This window comes from Rhizobium sp. Root1334 (assembly GCF_001426665.1).
GTDB lineage: Bacteria > Pseudomonadota > Alphaproteobacteria > Rhizobiales > Rhizobiaceae > Pararhizobium.
Map to the genome: position 1 here is coordinate 688,760 of NZ_LMEY01000023.1, position 18,508 is coordinate 707,267.

Annotated in this window: 20 protein-coding genes; 9 read left to right on the plus strand and 11 right to left on the minus strand. The window is 57.8% G+C overall.

Annotation, left to right across the window (positions count from 1 at the left end; genetic code table 11):
* The first annotated feature begins 233 nt into the window (after window positions 1-233).
* Both ASD36_RS21680 and ASD36_RS21685 read left to right on the plus strand, forming a co-directional pair.
* Window positions 234-1,844, plus strand: a complete 1,611-nt coding sequence (locus ASD36_RS21680) for a glycoside hydrolase family 43 protein (protein WP_060506323.1) — start codon at window positions 234-236, stop codon at window positions 1,842-1,844.
* Between the two features lie 141 nt (window positions 1,845-1,985).
* Complete coding sequence (locus ASD36_RS21685) at window positions 1,986-2,351, plus strand: RcnB family protein (RefSeq protein WP_060506255.1); 366 nt, start codon at window positions 1,986-1,988, stop codon at window positions 2,349-2,351.
* A gap of 37 nt (window positions 2,352-2,388) precedes the next feature.
* Here the strand turns inward: ASD36_RS21685 and ASD36_RS21690 are convergent, their stop codons facing one another.
* From ASD36_RS21690 to znuA, 3 genes are all read right to left on the minus strand, one after another.
* Window positions 2,389-4,335, minus strand: coding sequence for a hypothetical protein (locus ASD36_RS21690; protein ID WP_082512284.1), 1,947 nt, complete (start codon window positions 4,333-4,335; stop codon window positions 2,389-2,391).
* A 78-nt stretch (window positions 4,336-4,413) separates the two neighbouring features.
* The gene (gene zigA / locus ASD36_RS21695) at window positions 4,414-5,619 is read right to left on the minus strand and encodes a zinc metallochaperone GTPase ZigA (protein WP_060506257.1); all 1,206 of its coding nucleotides are present in this window, start codon (window positions 5,617-5,619) and stop codon (window positions 4,414-4,416) included.
* Between the two features lie 88 nt (window positions 5,620-5,707).
* A complete protein-coding gene (gene znuA / locus ASD36_RS21700) occupies window positions 5,708-6,694 on the minus strand; it encodes a zinc ABC transporter substrate-binding protein ZnuA (protein WP_060506258.1) in 987 nt (328 codons plus the stop codon).
* 101 nt (window positions 6,695-6,795) lie between these two features.
* Here znuA and ASD36_RS21705 point away from each other — a divergent pair, with 101 nt between their 5' ends.
* The 3 genes from ASD36_RS21705 to ASD36_RS21715 are packed head-to-tail and all read left to right on the plus strand — an operon-like array spanning window position 6,796 to window position 8,946.
* Window positions 6,796-7,716 carry a metal ABC transporter ATP-binding protein gene (locus tag ASD36_RS21705; RefSeq protein WP_244482347.1) on the plus strand — a complete coding sequence of 307 codons (921 nt, stop codon included), beginning with the start codon at window positions 6,796-6,798 and terminating at the stop codon, window positions 7,714-7,716.
* Window positions 7,709-8,542, plus strand: a complete 834-nt coding sequence (gene znuB / locus ASD36_RS21710; protein WP_060506260.1) for a zinc ABC transporter permease subunit ZnuB — start codon at window positions 7,709-7,711, stop codon at window positions 8,540-8,542. The genes ASD36_RS21705 and znuB overlap by 8 nt, the downstream gene beginning before the upstream one ends.
* Window positions 8,542-8,946: a Fur family transcriptional regulator gene (locus tag ASD36_RS21715; protein ID WP_060506261.1), complete on the plus strand. Its 405-nt coding sequence runs from the start codon at window positions 8,542-8,544 to the stop codon at window positions 8,944-8,946. Before znuB ends, ASD36_RS21715 begins: the two co-directional genes overlap by 1 nt.
* A gap of 67 nt (window positions 8,947-9,013) precedes the next feature.
* On the opposite strand, the gene ASD36_RS21720 is transcribed toward ASD36_RS21715, so the two are convergent.
* The 3 genes from ASD36_RS21720 to ASD36_RS21730 form a co-directional block, all read right to left on the minus strand.
* Window positions 9,014-9,544: a gamma carbonic anhydrase family protein gene (locus ASD36_RS21720; RefSeq protein ID WP_060506262.1), complete on the minus strand. Its 531-nt coding sequence runs from the start codon at window positions 9,542-9,544 to the stop codon at window positions 9,014-9,016.
* Between the two features lie 9 nt (window positions 9,545-9,553).
* Window positions 9,554-10,237, minus strand: a complete 684-nt coding sequence (locus tag ASD36_RS21725) for a fumarylacetoacetate hydrolase family protein (RefSeq protein ID WP_060506263.1) — start codon at window positions 10,235-10,237, stop codon at window positions 9,554-9,556.
* 68 nt (window positions 10,238-10,305) lie between these two features.
* On the minus strand, window positions 10,306-10,509 hold the full coding sequence (locus tag ASD36_RS21730; RefSeq protein ID WP_060506264.1) for a hypothetical protein: 204 nt from the start codon (window positions 10,507-10,509) through the stop codon (window positions 10,306-10,308).
* Window positions 10,510-10,781: 272 nt separating this feature from the next.
* Between ASD36_RS21730 and ASD36_RS21735 the strand changes: the two genes are divergently transcribed.
* Complete coding sequence (locus ASD36_RS21735) at window positions 10,782-11,030, plus strand: hypothetical protein (RefSeq protein WP_060506265.1); 249 nt, start codon at window positions 10,782-10,784, stop codon at window positions 11,028-11,030.
* Between the two features lie 252 nt (window positions 11,031-11,282).
* The gene (locus ASD36_RS21740; protein WP_037095905.1) at window positions 11,283-11,525 is read left to right on the plus strand and encodes a DUF982 domain-containing protein; all 243 of its coding nucleotides are present in this window, start codon (window positions 11,283-11,285) and stop codon (window positions 11,523-11,525) included.
* A 21-nt stretch (window positions 11,526-11,546) separates the two neighbouring features.
* Here ASD36_RS21740 and ASD36_RS21745 read toward each other — a convergent pair whose 3' ends face one another.
* A complete protein-coding gene (locus ASD36_RS21745) occupies window positions 11,547-11,732 on the minus strand; it encodes a hypothetical protein (RefSeq protein ID WP_060506266.1) in 186 nt (61 codons plus the stop codon).
* A 136-nt stretch (window positions 11,733-11,868) separates the two neighbouring features.
* Between ASD36_RS21745 and dusA the strand changes: the two genes are divergently transcribed.
* Window positions 11,869-12,975 (plus strand): tRNA dihydrouridine(20/20a) synthase DusA, encoded by a 1,107-nt coding sequence (dusA, locus tag ASD36_RS21750; RefSeq protein ID WP_112834595.1) that lies wholly within the window; start codon window positions 11,869-11,871, stop codon window positions 12,973-12,975.
* A gap of 213 nt (window positions 12,976-13,188) precedes the next feature.
* Here dusA and ASD36_RS21755 read toward each other — a convergent pair whose 3' ends face one another.
* On the minus strand, window positions 13,189-13,401 hold the full coding sequence (locus ASD36_RS21755; RefSeq protein ID WP_037095903.1) for a cold-shock protein: 213 nt from the start codon (window positions 13,399-13,401) through the stop codon (window positions 13,189-13,191).
* Between the two features lie 494 nt (window positions 13,402-13,895).
* Here ASD36_RS21755 and ASD36_RS21760 point away from each other — a divergent pair, with 494 nt between their 5' ends.
* The gene (locus ASD36_RS21760; protein WP_060506324.1) at window positions 13,896-14,480 is read left to right on the plus strand and encodes a J domain-containing protein; all 585 of its coding nucleotides are present in this window, start codon (window positions 13,896-13,898) and stop codon (window positions 14,478-14,480) included.
* Window positions 14,481-14,509: 29 nt separating this feature from the next.
* Here ASD36_RS21760 and ASD36_RS21765 read toward each other — a convergent pair whose 3' ends face one another.
* The 3 genes from ASD36_RS21765 to ASD36_RS21775 all read right to left on the minus strand — a co-directional run bounded on the left by ASD36_RS21765 (window position 14,510) and on the right by ASD36_RS21775 (window position 18,315).
* Complete coding sequence (locus tag ASD36_RS21765; RefSeq protein ID WP_060511801.1) at window positions 14,510-15,469, minus strand: hypothetical protein; 960 nt, start codon at window positions 15,467-15,469, stop codon at window positions 14,510-14,512.
* A gap of 281 nt (window positions 15,470-15,750) precedes the next feature.
* Window positions 15,751-16,140 carry a hypothetical protein gene (locus ASD36_RS21770; RefSeq protein ID WP_060506270.1) on the minus strand — a complete coding sequence of 130 codons (390 nt, stop codon included), beginning with the start codon at window positions 16,138-16,140 and terminating at the stop codon, window positions 15,751-15,753.
* Between the two features lie 906 nt (window positions 16,141-17,046).
* Window positions 17,047-18,315 (minus strand): hypothetical protein, encoded by a 1,269-nt coding sequence (locus ASD36_RS21775; RefSeq protein WP_156393902.1) that lies wholly within the window; start codon window positions 18,313-18,315, stop codon window positions 17,047-17,049.
* Window positions 18,316-18,508 lie beyond the last annotated feature (193 nt).

The window sequence follows — 18,508 nt, forward strand, 5'->3', positions numbered from 1 at the left end:
AAGTCGCATATGGACTTTCCGTCTTTGCCTAAAGCTTAGGCAGGAACTGTGGGAAACCTGCGTGCAAACGGCGGTAGCTCTGCTGCAGGATGTTGCCACGCATAGGGAAAAGCGTGAGTCGGTGGCGACGCGGGGAATGTCGCTTCCAACATCAAACAAGGACTTGCAAGTGCGCCCGGTTTCAGGCCGTATGGCATTTCGAGAATCCATGAGGTACGTTCGTCATGACCGCGATGATCCGCAATCCGATCCTTCCAGGCTTCAATCCGGACCCATCCATCTGCCGGGTCGGCGAGGACTATTATATCGCCACCTCCACCTTCGAATGGTATCCGGGCGTACAGATCCATCATTCGCGCGATCTGGTAAACTGGACCTTGGTGCGACGGCCGCTGGAGCGGGCAAGCCAGCTCGATATGCGCGGTAATCCCGACAGTTGCGGCGTCTGGGCGCCGTGCCTGTCGCATGCGGATGGTCTGTTCTATCTGGTCTATACCGACGTCAAACGCTTCGATGGAAACTTCAAGGATGCTCACAACTACATCGTCACTTCGCCAACGATCGAAGGCGAATGGTCGGATCCGGTCTATGTCAATTCGTCCGGCTTCGATCCATCGCTGTTTCACGATGACGATGGCCGCAAATGGTTTCTCAACATGCAGTGGAACCATCGCACCGAGAGCTTTGGCGGCGCTCCGAAATCGCCGGCCTTTGATGGTATCCTGCTGCAGGAATGGGATCCGGTGGCGAAAAAATTGACCGGCGCGATCCGCAATATCTTTGCAGGGAGTGCGCAAGGCCTGGTGGAAGGGCCGCATCTCTTCAAGCGGAGTGGCTGGTACTATCTGACGACCGCGGAAGGTGGCACTGGCTACGATCATGTGGTGACCATGGCGCGTTCCCGGACGATCGAGGGGCCGTATGAAATGCATCCGCAGACACATCTGATCACCTCCAAGGATCATCCTGACGCTGCGCTGCAAAGGGCAGGGCATGGGCAGTATGTCGAGACCCCGGACGGGCAAGCCTATCATACCCACCTGACCGGCCGTCCTCTGGCACCGTTACGCCGCTGCACGCTCGGCCGCGAGACGGCGTTGCAGAAATGCGTCTGGGGCGAGGACGACTGGTTGTATCTTGCGCAGGGCGGGGTCGTGCCGGATGTCGATGTGCCGGCACCGGGCGAGGCGGTTGTCATCGACAAACCAGCCCGTGTTGAAACCGAATTCGACAGTCCGCAATTGCCCAGGGATTTCCAGTGGCTGCGGACACCGGTGCCAGAGCGGATTTTCTCGCTGTCGGAAAGGCCGGGCCATCTGCGGTTATTCGGCCGCGAAAGCATCGGCAGCTGGTTCGAGCAGGCTCTGGTGGCAAGACGTCAGGAACATCACTCTTTTCGAGCGGAAACCGTCGTCGAATTTGAGCCCGACACTTATCAACAGGCTGCGGGGCTCACGCATTATTACAATCGCCACAAGTTTCACGCGGCCGCCGTCACGCTGCACGAACAACTCGGCCGGGTGGTGACAATCTTTTCCTGCAATGGTGATTTCCCGCATAGCCGCATGACATTCCCGGTCGAAAGCGGCGTCTCCGTGCCGTTCGGCCGGGTGCATCTGGCCATGGAAATCCGTGACAACGATCTGCAGTTCTTCTGGCATGCGGATGGGTATCGCACATGGCGCAAACTCGGGCCTTTGCTCGATGCCGGCGTGGTTTCGGATGAAGGCGGACGCGGCGAGCATGGGTCCTTTACCGGGGCATTCGCCGGCGTCTTTGCCTTTGACACATCGGGCCGGGCGCAGGAGGCGGATTTTGACCGATTTATCTATGAGGCGCTGTAATCGTCGGTTGCAAGTTTGTTCGTTGTATCAGTTAATTCTTATAATTAACTGATATCATTACAATTTTGTAATTTGCTGTTTCAGTTTCCGTTCATCTTTGCGGCCGTAGTTTCGGGATGTCAAAAACGAAAGGACACCCCGATGAAACGTTTGCTGATTGCGCTGGTCGCAAGCTCCTTCCTGACGGCGCCCCTGACGGCGCAGACGGCTTTTGCCCAGCCGGCCCGGCCGTTCGAAGTTGCTCAGGTGAAGGAGCGTCATGTCGAGAAACGCGTTTACCGGCATGGCAATACCAGGATCGTCGAAAAGAATGTAGTCGTTAAGAAGCGCTGGGCACGCGGCCACCGCCTGTCGCCCTCCGAGCGCCGCCGCATCGCCGCTGTCAATGACTATCGCCGCTATAAGCTGCGCGCGCCGCCACGCGGCCAACAATGGGTTCGCGTCGATAACGACTTCCTGCTGATCAGCGTCGCCACCGGCGTCATCGTCAACATGGCGACGCGTTGAGACCGGAACAAGTGGGTGGGCGGCCTCCTGTGCCGCCTTACCGGAAGGGCGATGTGCGCGCGGGTTGCGCGGGCACATCGAAATGCTCAGGTGCAAGCTTCTGTCTGGCTCGGTCGGCCATCATTCCATAGGCCGTTTCCAGATGGCGGCAGAAACGTTCCGCGTCAAACAGCGGCGCCGTATAGCGGTTGGCTTCGATCGTCTGCTTCAGATGCGCAACCCGCGCTGGATCGTTCGATAGAGCAATGGCTTGGCCAACGAACGTGTCGAAATCCGGGGCTGCAAGCTCACCAAGGCCGATCGCCGTCAGCAGGCTTTCCGATACGCGCGATGCAAAATTGCTTCCCTTGACCGTCAACACCGGCAAGCCTGCCCAGAGTTGGTCGGATGTTGTCGTGTGGCCATTGTAGGGAAACGTGTCGAGACCAAGGTCGGCGGCCTGCAGGCGGGCGATATGCGCCTCGTAGTTTGTCTTGGGTGCAAAGATGATGCGATCCGCTTCCACGCCGCGGCTTTTAATGGCGGACAGGAAGTTACCGCGGGCGACGTCTCCGTCGATCATCACCCAGAGAACCGTATTGCCGGTGCCGCGCAGGATCTCTGCCCAGCAATCGAGCGTCGGTAGCGAGACCTTGCGGGCGGCATTGAACGCCGCCAGGACGAAGCGATCGTCAGGCAACCCCAGATCTGCGCGGCTGCGCGCTGGTGGGCGGGCGCGGTAAACCGGGTCGTTCGGCTGGTAGGTTTCGGGCAGCCGGCAGAATTTCTCGTGATAATGCGGCTTCGAACTGTTCGGCAGAACGATGGCGTCGCCGATCACATAATCGCATTCGATGTTGACTGTACTTCCGGGGAAACCGAGCCAAGCCACCTGGACCGGCGCGACCATATGGTTCAGGATCTTCGAGCGCGATCCTGCCGTATGGCCCTTGAGATCGACCAGGATGTCCGTCTGCCGGGCCTTTATCGCGTCGGCGGCCTCAGCGTCGGAAAGCGCCTGAATTTGGACGATCTTCCCCCATTTTTCGCGGTTTCCACCGTCGAAGCCGATAAATCTCTCCGGCGTGTAACAGTAGAGTGTTACGTCGAACCGGTCTCTGTCATGTGCCTCCAACACGCTTTGGAACAACCGCATGGTGGCGTGGTCGTCCCACAGATCGCTGGAAAGGTAACCGATCCGGAGCCTGTCGCCCCACACATGCGGGCGCGACTTCCTTTGCCGGCTTGCCGTGGGTGAGGGGAGTTGCGAAACGCCTGGATTGTTCGTCGCCAGCCGGTTCAGCCGTTCGACGCCGCAGTGCAACAGATTCGAATAGCCGGTTTCGCCGGCGAGAGTTTCCATTCTACCGGCAGCGATCTCGGCGGCAAGCCAGCGCTCGATCTGCTCGATCGCTGCGTAATCGCAAAAATCCCGTGCCACGGACAAATATTTGAGCTGCGCATAAGGGTCGTCCGGATGGAGCGCTGCGATCTTGCGGAACAGCGTCAAGCTGACCGGATTGCGATCGTCGGACGCGAAAATGTCGCCGGCGAGATTGAGGTGATCCGGGTCATCGCTTTCCACCAGTGTATTTTTGACGAGGTCGACGAGAGCGTTATCGCCGGTGCGCAGCAGCGAACGGGCGAGGATATAGGCAAGCTCGGGATCGTTGGGCAGCGATTTGAGAAGTTTTATGCCGATGAGCTGGGTACGGTCATCGTCGCCGGTCGCGAAATAAAGTCCGCAGGCGCGCCGCAGAAGAATGGGTGCGTCAGAGCCGGCATGCTGCGCCGCCTGTTCAAACGCTTCCGCTGCCTCAGCGGTGAAACCGAGTTTTTCCAGCACTTTCGCGAGTAGCAGCGTTACCTCAGCCGCTTCTTCGCTCTCGCCAAGCATCCCGTTGAGGATTGTCAGTGCTTCGATATATTGGTTCTGTTCGAATGCCGCTGCCGCCGCGGCAATTCCTTGTCCACTCATACTGATGCCTGCTCCGGGCTGTGCCATTTAGAGATTCCAGCGGGAATGTGCCCTGCTTTGCTTGCGCGAGGCAGGGCGTCACGCCGGCTTGCCGCGGCGGGATCATCAGGCACTCCGCTGGCTCCACTCCGTAAACGGGTCCGGCAAGGCCCGCCAGCGGTCCGGGGTAAATGCCTTGGCATCGACCAGACACTCGTCGAGTTCCGCTTCCAACGTTGCCTGATCCATTGGATCGGCACCGATAAAAACGATCTCCTGGCGGCGGTCGCCCCAGACAGGATCGAGATAGGGTTTCATCATCGCCAGGAAACCCGGATCATCCGGCCATTGGGTTTTCGGAACCGCCGACCACCACAGTCCCATTTTCGCGGTGCGCACCATCGGTCCGGCCTGGCTGAGTTCGCCTGCGTGATGCGGGCGTGTTGCCAGCCAGAAGAAACCCTTCGCCCGTACAACGCCCGGCCATGGCCGGTGGACGAAATCGTGAAACCGCGCTGGATCGAACGGCCTCTTCGCCCGGTAGACGAAGGAGCGGATGCCATATTCCTCGGTTTCCGGAATGTGGTCCTTGAAGCCGTGCAGTTCCTTGTACCAGAGCGGATGCTGTTCAGCTTTCAGCATATCGAACAGGCCGGTGCCGAGAACGTCGCGCAGCGCCACCTTGCCGAAATCGGTCTCGATCAGCCGCGCGTCGGCATTCAGCCCGGCAATGATTTTTCGTGCGGCATCGCGCTGCTCGGGTGTTGCGCTGCCCGTCTTGTTGAGAATGACGACATCGGCAAATTCGATCTGCTCGACCAGCAGATCAACAAGCGTGCGGTTATCATTGTCTCCGGCCGTATCGCCGCGATCGGCCAGAAAGTCGGCGGAGGAATAATCCCCGAGCAAGCTCACGGCATCGACCACCGTTACCATCGTATCGAGCCGTGCAACGTCCGCGAGGCTGTTGCCGTCTTCGTTGCGGAATTCAAACGTGGTGGCGACGGGCAGGGGTTCGGCAATGCCTGTCGATTCGATCAGCAGATAGTCGAACCTGTCCTGTTCCGCGAGCTTGCGGACTTCGTTGAGCAGATCGTCGCGTAGGGTGCAGCAGATGCAGCCGTTGGTCATCTCGACCAGCTGCTCCTCCGTACGCGAAAGATTGGCGCCGCCGTCGCGCACCAGCGCCGCGTCGATATTGACCTCGCTCATGTCGTTGACGATGACCGCGACCCGCAGCCCGTCTCGATTGTTGAGGATGTGGTTGAGCACCGTGGTCTTTCCGGCGCCAAGGAATCCGGAGAGGACGGTGACCGGTAGCTTGTCGGGCATGTTTTTATCCTTAATGTTATATTATTACATTTGATGATCTAAAAAAGCGGACCATTGGCCCGCTTTTTCAAAGTCTTGGGAGGACGTCCTAGCTGCCGTTGGAAAGGCATGTCTTCAGCGATACGCCAATACCCTCCATCAGCTGGAAATAGAGGTCGGGTCCTGCTTCAAGTGTCGCCGCCTCCGGGTCCAGCGTGCCGGATTTGGCCGATGTGCCTTCGAGCACGACATTGACCAGCTTGGGCTCGAACTGCGGTTCGGCAAAAACGCAGGTGGCGCCGAGTTCGACGATCTTTTCATGGATCTGCTTCAGCCGCGCGGCGCCGGGCAGGGTTTCTGGGCTGACCGTGATCGATCCGGCCACTTTCACCTGATAGCGATGCTCGAAATACTGGTAGGCGTCATGGAAAACGATGAAGGGCTTGTCCTTGATTGGTGCGACGGTCTCGGCAAGCGTTTTGTCCAGTGCGGCGAGGCGGGTGTTCAGCGCATCGAGATTGGTCTTGTAGGCGGCGGCATTGTCCGGGTCTGCCGCAGCCAGCGTCTTTTCGATTTCGACGGCCATCGCCGTGGCATTGGCCGGGTCGAGCCAGAGATGCAGGTCGAACTCACCCTCGTCGTGATGATGGCCGGCTTCACCATGGGCATGCCCCTCGGCACCTTCTTCGTGCTCGTCGCCGTGGTCATGGGCTTCAAAGGCGCCGCCTTCGCGGAATTTCAGTTTTTCAAGGCCGGGTGCATCGTCGAGCTCAACGAGCTTGGCCTTGCTGCCGAGCGATTCCAGTGGCTTTTCGAGAAAGGCTTCCAGCCCATGACCGACCCAGAAGACAACATTGGCCTTCTCCAGCGCCGAAGCGTTGGAGGGCTTCATGCTGTAGGTGTGTGGGGAAGCTGCTCCTTCAACGATCAACGCCGGTTCGCCAACGCCCTGCATGATCGAGGCGACCAGGGAGTGGATCGGCTTGATCGAGACGACGACATTGGGAACCTCGGCATGGGCGGCTCCGGCTGCCAGGAGTATCGTGGGGGCGAAAACGAGGGAGGATGTCAAAAGGAGGGAATTTTTCAGGCTCATGCGGGAACTCCTGTCTTGTAAATCAATGTAATGTTATTACATCAATTGCGTTATGCTATAACGTGTGGCATAGCGGCTGGCAACACCCCATCCGGATTTTTTTGATGCTGAATTTTCACAAGTCCGATCAGGCACCACTCGTCTCGCTCAACAATACCGGCATCCGCCGTAACGGCCGCTGGCTGGTGCGTGGGGTCGAATTTTCGATCCGCCGTGGTGAGATTGTCACGCTGATTGGCCCCAACGGTTCCGGCAAATCGACGACGGCGAAAGCTGCGATCGGCGTCTTGAAGCCGGATGAAGGCTGGGTCGAAAAAATGCCGGGTCTGAAGGTCGGTTATGTGCCGCAGAAGCTGGCGATCGACTGGACGCTGCCTTTGACCGTCGAGCGGCTGATGACGTTGACCGGACCGCTGAAGGGACGCGAAATCGAGGAGGCGCTGCAGTCGACCGGTATCGCCCATCTCGCCCGCGCCGAGGTGCAGCACCTGTCCGGCGGCGAATTCCAGCGTGCCTTGCTGGCCCGCGCCATCGCCCGCAAGCCGGATCTTCTGGTGCTGGACGAACCGGTGCAGGGCGTCGATTTTTCGGGCGAGATCGCGCTTTACGACCTGATCAAGTCTATTCGCAACAGGACGGGCTGCGGTATCCTGCTGATCTCCCACGATCTGCATGTGGTGATGGCCGAGACCGATACGGTAATCTGCCTCAATGGCCATGTCTGCTGCCGCGGTACGCCGCAAGTGGTCAGTCAGAGCCCGGAATACCTGAAGCTGTTCGGCAGCCGCGCCGCAAAGTCGCTCGCCGTTTATAGCCACGATCACGATCATACTCATCTTCCGGACGGCCGCGTGCTGCATACCGATGGCAGCATCACCGAACATTGCCATCCCGATGACGGTCACCATCATGGCGATCATGCGCATGGCGATGCTCATGAGCACGTGCATGGCCCAGACTGCGGCTGTGGCTATAAGAGCCGCCTGCAGGGATACGATACCAAGGAGAACGGCCGTGTTTGATGATTTCTTCACCCGCGCGCTCATTGCCGGTATAGGACTTGCAATCACCGTCGGCCCGCTCGGCTGCTTCGTCATCTGGCGGCGCATGGCCTATTTCGGCGATACGATGGCCCATTCGGCGCTGCTCGGCGTGGCGCTATCGCTGCTGCTTGATCTCAATTTGATGCTCAGCGTCTTCATCGTTGCCGCCGCCGTGTCGCTGCTCCTCCTGCTGCTTCAGAAGCGTGGCGCGCTGTCGACCGATGCGCTGCTCGGCATTCTCTCGCATTCGGCGCTGTCGATTGGCCTCGTCATGGTCGCTTTCATGACCTGGGTGCGGATCGATCTGGTTGGCTTCCTGTTTGGCGATATTCTTGCGGTGTCGGAGGCCGATATCGATCTGGTCTGGGGTGGTGGCATTCTCGTTCTGGCCGCCATCGTCTATCTCTGGCGGCCGCTGCTTGCCTCCACCGTCAATCCGGAACTGGCCGAGGCAGAAGGTTTGCAGCCGGAGCGGGCGCGGCTCTATTTCATGCTTTTGATGGCGCTTGTCATCGCGATCGCCATGAAGATCGTCGGCATCCTCCTGATCACGTCGTTGCTGATCATTCCGGCAGCCACCGCCCGGCGGTTTGCGACGTCACCCGAAATCATGGCGGTGCTCGCCTCGGTCATCGGCGCGCTTGCGGTTACCGGTGGGCTGTTCGGCTCGCTGCATTTCGATACACCGTCCGGCCCATCAATCGTGGTTGCGGCGATGGGGCTTTTCGTGCTCAGTCTGCTGCCGTTCGGCCGCAACAAAAACGCTGAGACGGCGATACATTCGACGCATGGAGGACATCACTGATGGCGGCACAACAGCTTACAAAGAACCAGTCGCTGGTCCTCGACGCACTCCATCATGCCGATGGCCCGCTCAGCGCCTACACGATCCTCGATAAGCTGCGTGATCACGGGTTTCGTGCGCCGCTGCAGGTCTACCGGGCGCTCGACAAGCTGTTGGAATTCGGCCTGATCCACCGGCTCGAAAGCATGAATTCCTTCGTCGCCTGCGCCCATCCGGATCATCAACATCACCATGATCATGGGGTCACTGCCTTTGCCATCTGCGAGGATTGCGGGCAGGTGACCGAGATGCACGACGAAGCCATGGAAGAGCGGCTGACGGTTCTGGCTGGAAAGCAGCATTTCAAGACCGAGAAGACCACGATCGAAATCCGCGGTCACTGCCAGAACTGCACCGCTGAATAAGAGCACGATTGTTTGAACCGGGTTCCGCACAGAACCCGGTTCAAACACAGCGCAATTCCGGCGCCACCTATTCGATGACGGAAAGGCTGGTTGCAAACAACTGCCATTTTTTGACGTAGCCATCAGCCGATTTCCGCAGTCCGGCGACAGCGGCATCGTCCATCAGCCGGATGGCTTTCGCCGGCGCCCCGACGATCAGCGAATTGTCCGGAAAGACCTTGCCTTCCGTCACCAGTGCGTTGGCGCCGACCAGGCAGTTGTTCCCGATGACGACGCCGTTCAGCACCGTTGCTCCCATGCCAATGAGCGAGTTGTCGCCGATGGTGCAGCCATGCACGATGGCGCGGTGGCCGATTGTGCAGCCTTCGCCGATAGTCACGGGCAGTCCCGGATCGACGTGAATGACCACGCCCTCCTGGATATTGGTGCGGGCGCCGATGCGGATCGGTTCGTTGTCACCGCGCAGCACCGCGCCGAACCAGACGCCGACATCGTCGCCCAGTTCGACTTGACCGATGACGTGCGCATCAGGCGCAACCCAATAGCGATCTTCCGGCGGCACAGCGGGCCGGGTGGCCCCAAGAGCATAAAGCGGCATGGTTCCCCCTTAAACGACCGCAACGGTCAGCGTCGCGACGCCATCGATGCCGCACGATACTGTGTCGCCTCGCGATACGGGACCGACGCCCGACGGGGTGCCCGTCATGATGATGTCGCCGGCGGCGAGCGTAAACAGTTTTGACAGTTCGGCGATGATCTCCGGTATTTTCCAGATCATCTGATTGAGATCGCCCTGTTGCTTGGTCTCGCCGTTGATTTTCAGCCAGATATTGCCATCGACGGGATGCCCGATCGCTTGCGCCGGCACAATCTGCGATACCGGCGCCGAATGTTCGAAGGCCTTTGCCGCAGCCCAGGGTTTGCCGGCCGCCTTTGCCTGCGCCTGCAGGTCGCGCCGGGTGAAATCGATGCCGACAGCGTAGCCGTAGACGCAGTCAAGCGCGTCTGCAGCCTCAATGGCATCACCACCATGCTTCAGTGCGATCACCAGCTCGACTTCGTGATGCACGTCGGATGTAAGAGGCGGGTAGGGGAACGCATTGCCATGGACAAGGTTGTCCGGATTCTTCTGGAAAAAGAAGGGTGGTTCCCGGTCCGGATCATGCCCCATCTCGATGGCATGGGCGGCATAATTGCGCCCGACGCAATAGACGCGGCGGACCGGAAAGGTTTGCTCGGAATTCACCACCGGCAAAAGCACCGGCGCGGGAAGGGGGATTACAGTTGTCATCGATATCCAGACATCCAAATTGCGAATGCTGGACGATAGCACCCCATAACCGGGTGGGGAAAGCGGCCTCAGCTGCAGACGTAAGCCTGAAGCTGGTCGCGTGTCAGAAACTGGCTGTCTGCCCGCGAATTGAATTCGGGGTGCGTGTATTCGAGGCTGGGGACGTCCGGAAGTTCGAGTGCTTGACGTACGGTCATGATGCCAACGTCGCGACGGTCGCTGCCACGCTTCAGACTGACTTCAACGATGCGGTATAGATTTTCCTCTACCATGTGTTCTCTCCCGTCTCTTTATTTTTTTGATTCTGGGCTGCAGTAGCTACTCCGAAATTGGTTTTTATGAGGCACCTCAGCTATTAGCATGCCACACATGAAGAAATCGCAACAGTGATTTTTTAGCAGTTGCTTTAATTTGTGCCGGAATGGAGCACCCTTCTTTTTTGACCTTTTGAACGCGTATTCGCATCTGGTTGTTTCAAGCATTTCCGAATTGGAACAATCGCTCTGCCTAGGTGTTGTGTTCGCGACAGCAAAAGGAGCCTGAGATGGCGAACATCAAGAACTTGCGGACCGGTTTTACCGGCGAACTCAAAGAGACTGGCGGCGTAACCGCCAAGGCGAAACAGGCGGCGGCTTATGTCCGCGATGAGGCCTCGGCCGTGGCGCAGAGCGCTCAGGAGCATCCGTCCGCGACCAGCGCGGCCTTTCTTGTTTTCGGAGCGGCCGCTTTCGTTGCAGGCTATCTGATCGGCACCGCCTCCAGCGCCGAGTCTACACGAAGACGTTACTGGTAACGGTTGCATTGCGTCAGATTTTAATTGATTTTTGTGCATCGCAGCATTATTGTTCCATCCATCGCAGCGATTCACCTCCTCCCGAAGAGCTGCGATCGATCAGCGGCCACCTCCTCCCGGCCGTGGGTCATTTTCAGAAGCCTGCCGCACCTCCTCCCGCGGCAGGCTTTTTTCGTTTGGCACTCTGCCCAACGGGAACCAAATGGGTTATCTTGCCGTTATGGTCTGGCAAGACATTCGGAGGAGACGCTCATGCCAAATGCCAAATGGTCCAATCCCGTGGAAGTCGGGTTCGAGCATAAAGGTTCGAAGATCGTTTTCGGACCGTTCGATGCCCTCATCTGCCTGATGGACACCTGGCCCGATCTTCGTGGTCCGCGCTACGTTGCTGCGAGAAGCTTCTGCCGTGCCGCCATCGACGGCCGCAAGTCGCCGGAAGAGGCGCGAGAGGTTTTCATCGCCGCCGCGCAAGAGGCCAAGTTGCAGGCGCATTGATCCATCTCAAATAGGGTCTCGTCAGGCCTTAACTGCGCAGTTGGCGCAGAGCTTGGTGCTGGTGCCTGCCGATATGGTGCCCTGCCTGCTGTTGCTGAACATCAGGTTTCCAGTGTGCATTTCTTCTTTCGGCGCCCGCCTTATTGTCTGCGGCGCAGCTTCATTCTTTCTTTTAGAAACAGTCCAGCAGCCTTCCAAAAGTTCCATCTCGCTTTCAAAACCTTGCCGCTGTATAAGGCCGCAATTGGTTAGGCCGTTTGAGCCGTGAGAGCTTCTCCGCTTGCGCCTGTTTCTCCACCACAATGTACCACCGCCGGGACGTGCGGGGATGAAAGTATTTTTGATGGACAATGTAGCGATCCCGGCATTGACGAACGCCGCTGCGGGTTACTTCGGAGCGCCCGTGTTCGCTGTCGCCCCGATGATCGATTGGACGGATAAGCATTACAGGTTTCTGGCCCGGCAGCTTTCCAGGCATGCGTTGCTCTACACCGAGATGATCGTCTCCGAGGCGATCCTGCGCGGTGACCGGGAGAGGTTGCTGGGGTTTGATGCAGTCGAGCATCCGGTTGCCCTGCAGTTGGGCGGTAACGATCCCGTCAAGATGGCCGAGGCTGCGCGGATTGGCGAACAGTTCGGTTATGCCGAGATCAATATCAATGTCGGCTGCCCTTCGGATCGTGTCCAGTCTGGCACATTCGGCGCCTGCCTGATGCGTGAGCCCTCCGTGGTGGCTGACTGCGTGGCGAAGATGAAGGCGGCGGTGTCCATTCCTGTGACGGTGAAATGCCGGATCGGTGTCGATGACCAGGATCCGGAGATTGCCTTGCGCGATTTGGTCTCGCGGGTCGTGCAGGCCGGAACAGACGCCGTCTGGGTTCATGCGCGAAAAGCGTGGCTGCAGGGGCTGTCGCCGAAGGAGAACCGCGATATTCCGCCGCTGGATTATCCGCTGGTTCATCGGCTCAAGGCGGAGAATCCCAATCTTTTCATCGGGATCAACGGCGGTCTTGGCAATCTGAATCAGGCAGTTGACGAGCTGAATCAAGGCGCTGTTCTGGATGGGGTCATGCTCGGGCGGGCTGCCTATCACGATAGCGCCATGCTGACGGCCGTGGATGGGTATTTTCCGCATCCGTTGACCGGCGCTGGCCCAGCCGGTTCCGGCGGCGAGGTGTTTACGGCCAATGGCCACCGGCAGTCGCTGGAGTTCTGGGCCGGGGTGCGCGAGGCGATGATGGGCTATGCGGCCGGGCATATCGCGTCCGGCGGGCGGCTGATCCATGTCACCCGCCATATGGTCGGGCTTTTCCAGGGCTGGCCGGGCGCCCGGCGATTCCGCCAGATCCTGTCGGCCGATGCGACGCGGGCAGGGGCCGGACCGGAGGTCATCGCGGCGGCCTTCGATGCGATCTTTGCTGCAGCCGAGGCAAAGCAGGCGGCTGAGTAAAAAGGTCCCGCGTAAACCTCGGGCATCACAAACGGCGGCCATCACGCGGGCGTAAAGCCTTACCGACGACGCGGGGACGGCCCGCTTTCTCGCTTCCTGCCGCCATGATCATCATGGCACGGATTTTGGCGGCGGGGACGATCGTTCAGCAAAAAAAACGGCGCCCCGAGGGACGCCGTTCAATTCAGTCATCGCAAGCGGTCAGATCGAGGCTTAGTCAGCCTGGATGTTGACAGCCTTCGGGCCCTTGCCCATGCGATCCGGCTCGGTGTCGAAGGTGACCTGCTGGCCGTCCTTCAGGGTCTGGAGACCAGCGGCCTGCAGCGCGGAGATGTGTACGAACACGTCCTTTGCGCCGCCTTCCGGCGTGATGAAACCAAAACCCTTGTCCTGGTTGAAGAATTTTACGGTGCCCTTGGTGGCCATGGGAGAAGTCCTTTTTCCCTTAATGATGTGTCCTCACCCCTGCCAGGGTGGAGACGTTTTTCTTTCCGGTTTTGTCTTTATTCCGGAAAGCCAGTCGGAGAAGTCGATAACGGGGAAAGAACGTCTACAGTGCCTTTCGGCACGCCCGGATTTCTCCGGGACCATACAGCCAGTCCAGTCTCCGGGATGCAAACGCCCGAACGCGGAAAATATTTGCAGCAAAAAAAGAAAATAGCAAGCGTTTAATCCTTTGCACTCAACCGCCTGTCGGTACTGGCGGCGCGGTGCACCAGGGCGGCACATCCGCCGGGTTTTGCGCGCCGCCACGGTCCCGGCCGGGGAAAACCGCGCACCGTCGCGATCCTGCCCCAATTTGGTCCCGGCAATGTCCGATTAAGGGGCGCCCACGCCGCATCCGCTTTTGGGTTGATGCGGGATGGGCGAACGGTTAGGTCAGGGATGAAGTGACGAATGCTGGACTGCGAGGTGTTGCCGTGATCGACCCCTATGAAACGCTTGGAATTGCCCGCGATGCCGACGAGCAGGCGATCAAGGTGGCCTATCGCAAGGTGGTGAAGGCCGCTCATCCCGACAGTGGCGGCGATACCGAAGCGTTTGGGCGGCTGCAGGCCTGCTACGACCTGTTGAAGGATCCGGTGCGCCGCAAGGTCTATGACAATACCGGCTATGACCCGCAGCTGGCCGATCCACGCGACCTGCAGGGCATCTTGAAGCTGGAAACGCTGGTCAGCGACTTCATCCTCGACGAGCGCGAGCCCGGCAGTTTCGATCCCGTCGCCGCCATGCGCCGCAGACTCTCCGACGATATCGTCAAGAGCCGCTTTCACATTCTCGAGCTGGAGCGCCACCGCGCCCGCGTGCGCCAGCATCTCGACCGTCTCGGCCGCCGCCCGGCCGCCGACATTCTCGGCTCGATGCTGCGCACCCGCTCGCAATCGATCGCCGAGGCGATCCGCAGCGCCGAATCGCAGATCGAGGCGACCGAGCAGGCCTATACGCTGCTCGAAGGCTATTCCTACGAGCTGGAATTTCTGGAAGAGGTGAAGGCGGCGGAATAGGGCGCCGTTTTCTCCTCCCCCTGCCGAATTCAGAGAATGAACATGTCCTTCGACAGCGATAGTGCGTCGTCGAGATGCAGGACGAAATCGGCCTTCCTGTCGCCGTTGATATCGGCATAGACATACGTGTCTGACGCGTTTTTTTCGTAGCGCAGTTCGCCAGCCCGGCCCGAGAAGGCCTTGGTGGCGATGAAGGCGAAGGACTGGTCACCAATCGCTTTCGTGCTGGCGTCAATGGCCGACAGATCGATCTTGTCGCCGCGGGTGAAGTCGAAGATCGTATCGGTTGCAGCCTTCGAAAGGCCGAGGTCCTTTACCGATTTGAAGACGAAGACGTCCTTTCCGGCGCCGCCATAGAGATCGTCGAAACCGGCGCCGCCATTGAGGCTGTCATCGCCTGCGCCGCCCTTGAGAATATCGTTTCCCTTGCCGCCTTCGAAGATGTCGTTTCCGGCGCCACCGAACAGTTTGTCGGCTGCGGCCTGGCCGCGGATGAAGACGGCGTCGTTTTTCGCCTGGTAGGTGATCGCGCCGCTGGAGGAGGTCCGGAAGATCACGTTGAGAATGAGGGAGGAATCGTCGAAGGTCGACATGCCTTGAAAGTCGATGGCGATCCTGTTCTCGCTGAAGGTGATGTCGTTGGCTTTCAGAGCGATGATATTGGTCTTGAGGGTGACGCCGATGATCGGCGCGATCGCGTTGTTCAGGTCCTCGAAGACGGCGCCGTTGAACTGCGCGGAGATGTTCTTCTTGCCGACGGTGTAACCGGTTTTCCAGAGAACCGTCTTGTCGAAATCGAAGCCGATCGCGGTGTTGGTCACGGTCATCTTGAAGAGCTCGGCGCTGCCTGATGTCAGTCCTTTGATTGTCGTCAGCCCGTTGATCAAGGTATCGGAGCCCCATTCGGGGCGCGTTTTCTGTTCTTCGATGGTGCGGTCGGGACCATAGAAATAATATTGATAATGCAATGTCTTGCCGTCGAAACCCACGTGCCTGCTCCAAGTTTGAATAGCAACCATAGGGGGTGACGGTAAACGTTTCGCTAACCATAAAACGGTCTCGCTGGTCTCTGCGCGCACGACGTCTTGTGTGTGGGATTGAATGCGCCCTTTCACGACGCGCCGGCGGGGCGCAGGACACCTTGGGCGCGCGCAAGGGGTTTCTCACGGCGCAGACGCGCCGTGGCTGGATTCCCGCCACATGGGCGAGAATGACGGAGAGTGAGGCTCTGTGACATGCGGCAAGTGTCCGCGGTGGCTCCCGTCCTTGTTCATTTCGCTGCTGGCTCCGTGCGTGCGACGCTTGTTTCGCGGTCTCGGCGGAAGGCGTCGAAGCGGCGTTTGTCGTGGGGCGGGACGGCGGTGCGGGCGAGTTCGACGCAGACGTCCAGAAAAGCCCGCTTCCCGGGATTGCCCCAGGTGTATGTCAGGCCCTGATGGCCGCCATATTCGAGGATGATCAGGGCCTCGCGGTAAAATTCATCGAAAACCTCGCGCTGTGCTGCGGTCAGATTGTGCAGGCAGCAGGGTTCGCCGCTGTTTTTGAAATGCCAGAAGCAGGTGTTCTTGCGGCGGCAGTCGCGGCGGCGGCAGGCCAGATGCGGCATGGCCAGCATCTCGGCGGTGCGGGCCATCAGCCGTGTGTGGACGGGAAGGGGCATGTCTCTTCTCCTTTGACTGTGTTGCCGGCCACGCGCTCGCATTCACGCGCGAAAAAAATGCCGCCGTGGTTTGAAGGCAGGACGGGGCGCTGAAAGCTGCCGCGTTTGATGGTAAAAAGTGACACCTCTCAGCGCCCCGTTCGGCGGTTTTTGCCCGCGACTTGGGTCTCTCTGCGGTGGTGAGACAGACGGTGTTCGTCTGACCCGATGGACCCCGGCTGAACCAATTTATCAGCAACGCTCCACCCGGCCGCCGCCGGGTTGTTACACCCGGCGAAACCACCCGCTCACCCACCCTGTGTGCCGCACAGGCACGCCCGGCGCGCTCTTTCGGGCTTCAAGAGACAAGGAAAAACCCTTGCCTCTCCCCGTGTCGCCGGAGGGAGAGCATTTTCCGCGAACCCCGGATAGGAGGATGTCCGTCCTTTCCTCAAACCCGGCGCCGGCCCCGCCTCGCTGCCACGGCTGGCAGTGTATCCACGGCGGAACGGGAGAAGTATGGCACGGGTTTTGGGGGCGGGGATTTTGTGGGTGTGGTGGGGAGCGGGATTGCGCAGGTGGCATTTGGGTAAGGGGTTGATTTTGCGCGCTCTCTCACCGAGGGGAGGTGGTGATGCCGCGTCTTTCGAGCAGAAATTTATCCCCGTTGCCGGTCGGGAAATTGGGGCGCTGTCCTCGCCTCCGTCATTCCTGTGCCTGTCACAGGAATCCAGCCACGGCGCGTCTGCGCCGTGAAGGCGCTCTTTTGTTTCGCGTATTAGAAAGGGTCTTGCGCGCTGTGGACACGGCGCACTGAATTCCTGTGACAGGCACAGGAATGACGGAGGGAGGGTCGATTCCGCGTTGCAAACAACAGGGTTCCCGAGGCGAAACGTTATGATCTCACGCGTCTTTGTCTCCGAATGTTTAACTGTAAACTAACTTGCCTTTTCGAAGGTCGCTATCTCCTTCTCTTTCCCAAAATTTTATCATTTCAAAATTTCTTCTTTTTCTTTCCCCAGAATACTGGCTGATATCAAGCATATAAGCATCATATATCTTTCCCTTCCGATCTCGTACGGTAACTCTGGAGCTTATGTGATGTAAAAATTTTAGATCAACAAGTTCCTTTATTGGAAAGACAAACTTCTCCGAGGATTCTTTGTCTACCAAAAGGCAGTTTGTATTTGTTTTCTCTAGGCAAAAATTCCGAATTTTCTCAAACTCTGCCCTCAAACCTCTCGACTCGTCAGGTGATGTATCAAACTGAAAATCTTCCTGTTTAAATGAATCAAGTTCACCGGCGGCCTTGTTTACATCCTCTGCAGAAATCCGCTCGCCTCGAAATCTATCATTACCTGCCAACCGCTGTCTCGCCACATCGATTGAGCGTCGAGTTAAACTTAGAAAATCTCTTGCAACGCCCCCACTAGCCAAAACTAATCGATCTCTAGCGCCATCTGAAAGTATGTCGCTGACCTTGGAATCATACTGCACGCAAAATTGCTCTAGTATCCTAATTAAGAACTTTTTGGTAAGATCATACCTCTCAAGTGTGACGTCTAGGTCAATTTCGTCTGCATCATCACCAAGTTTTACACCTATTGCTTGTGTTCCGGTTGTGTACCATTTGGTTCTGTGCTTGATAGTCCCGATTTTTAGCCATGTATCTGTTCCTTTGGTTATTCTATGAAAGTAATCAATAACCATTGCTTGATCAGATTTTCTTATGTGATAAAGATCATCAAGGAGAATATATGATGATCCATCTGCACATGCAGATATTTTCTCAAATAAATCTTTGAATTCCAAAATTCTTCTGTGAAGAATCTCTATCTTCTTGTTTTCATAAGTATCCACTATTTCCTTTTCTGTCTCTTTGGAAATTGTGGCTTTTGCAGATAGGTTACTTGAGGGGCCATCAAGCGAAGCGGTTCCTTCGCCTCCCTTTGCTAGGGATTGGCGCGCTGTTCTGGTGCGATCAATTGTTTCTGCCTCAGACAAGAGATGCTCTAACTCAACTTTGATTTTGTTTATAGAATTAGAAACTTTTGCTACCTCACCCTTGTCCAATGCCTTTCTTGTTGGTTTTTTACCAAATAGTTTTTCCCAGAAAGATTGTTTTGAACCAGGTAATATAGCCGCCGTTTCCATCCATTTTTCATATGATGAGAGAGTTTTTATTAGAATGCTCACCAAAACATCAGGATAGCTGTGTCCTTTAAAGGTTTCCAAATCGATATAGGCGACGGGAGTTCTCGATAAATTGAACTCACTTACAAGTTTATTTAAGAGGCTGCCTCAAAAAGAGGTGGGTGATTTCAGTAGGTTATGATTCCTTCGGATTTGCAAAGATTCGATGGAGTTCACGATGGCCTGGACCAAAATC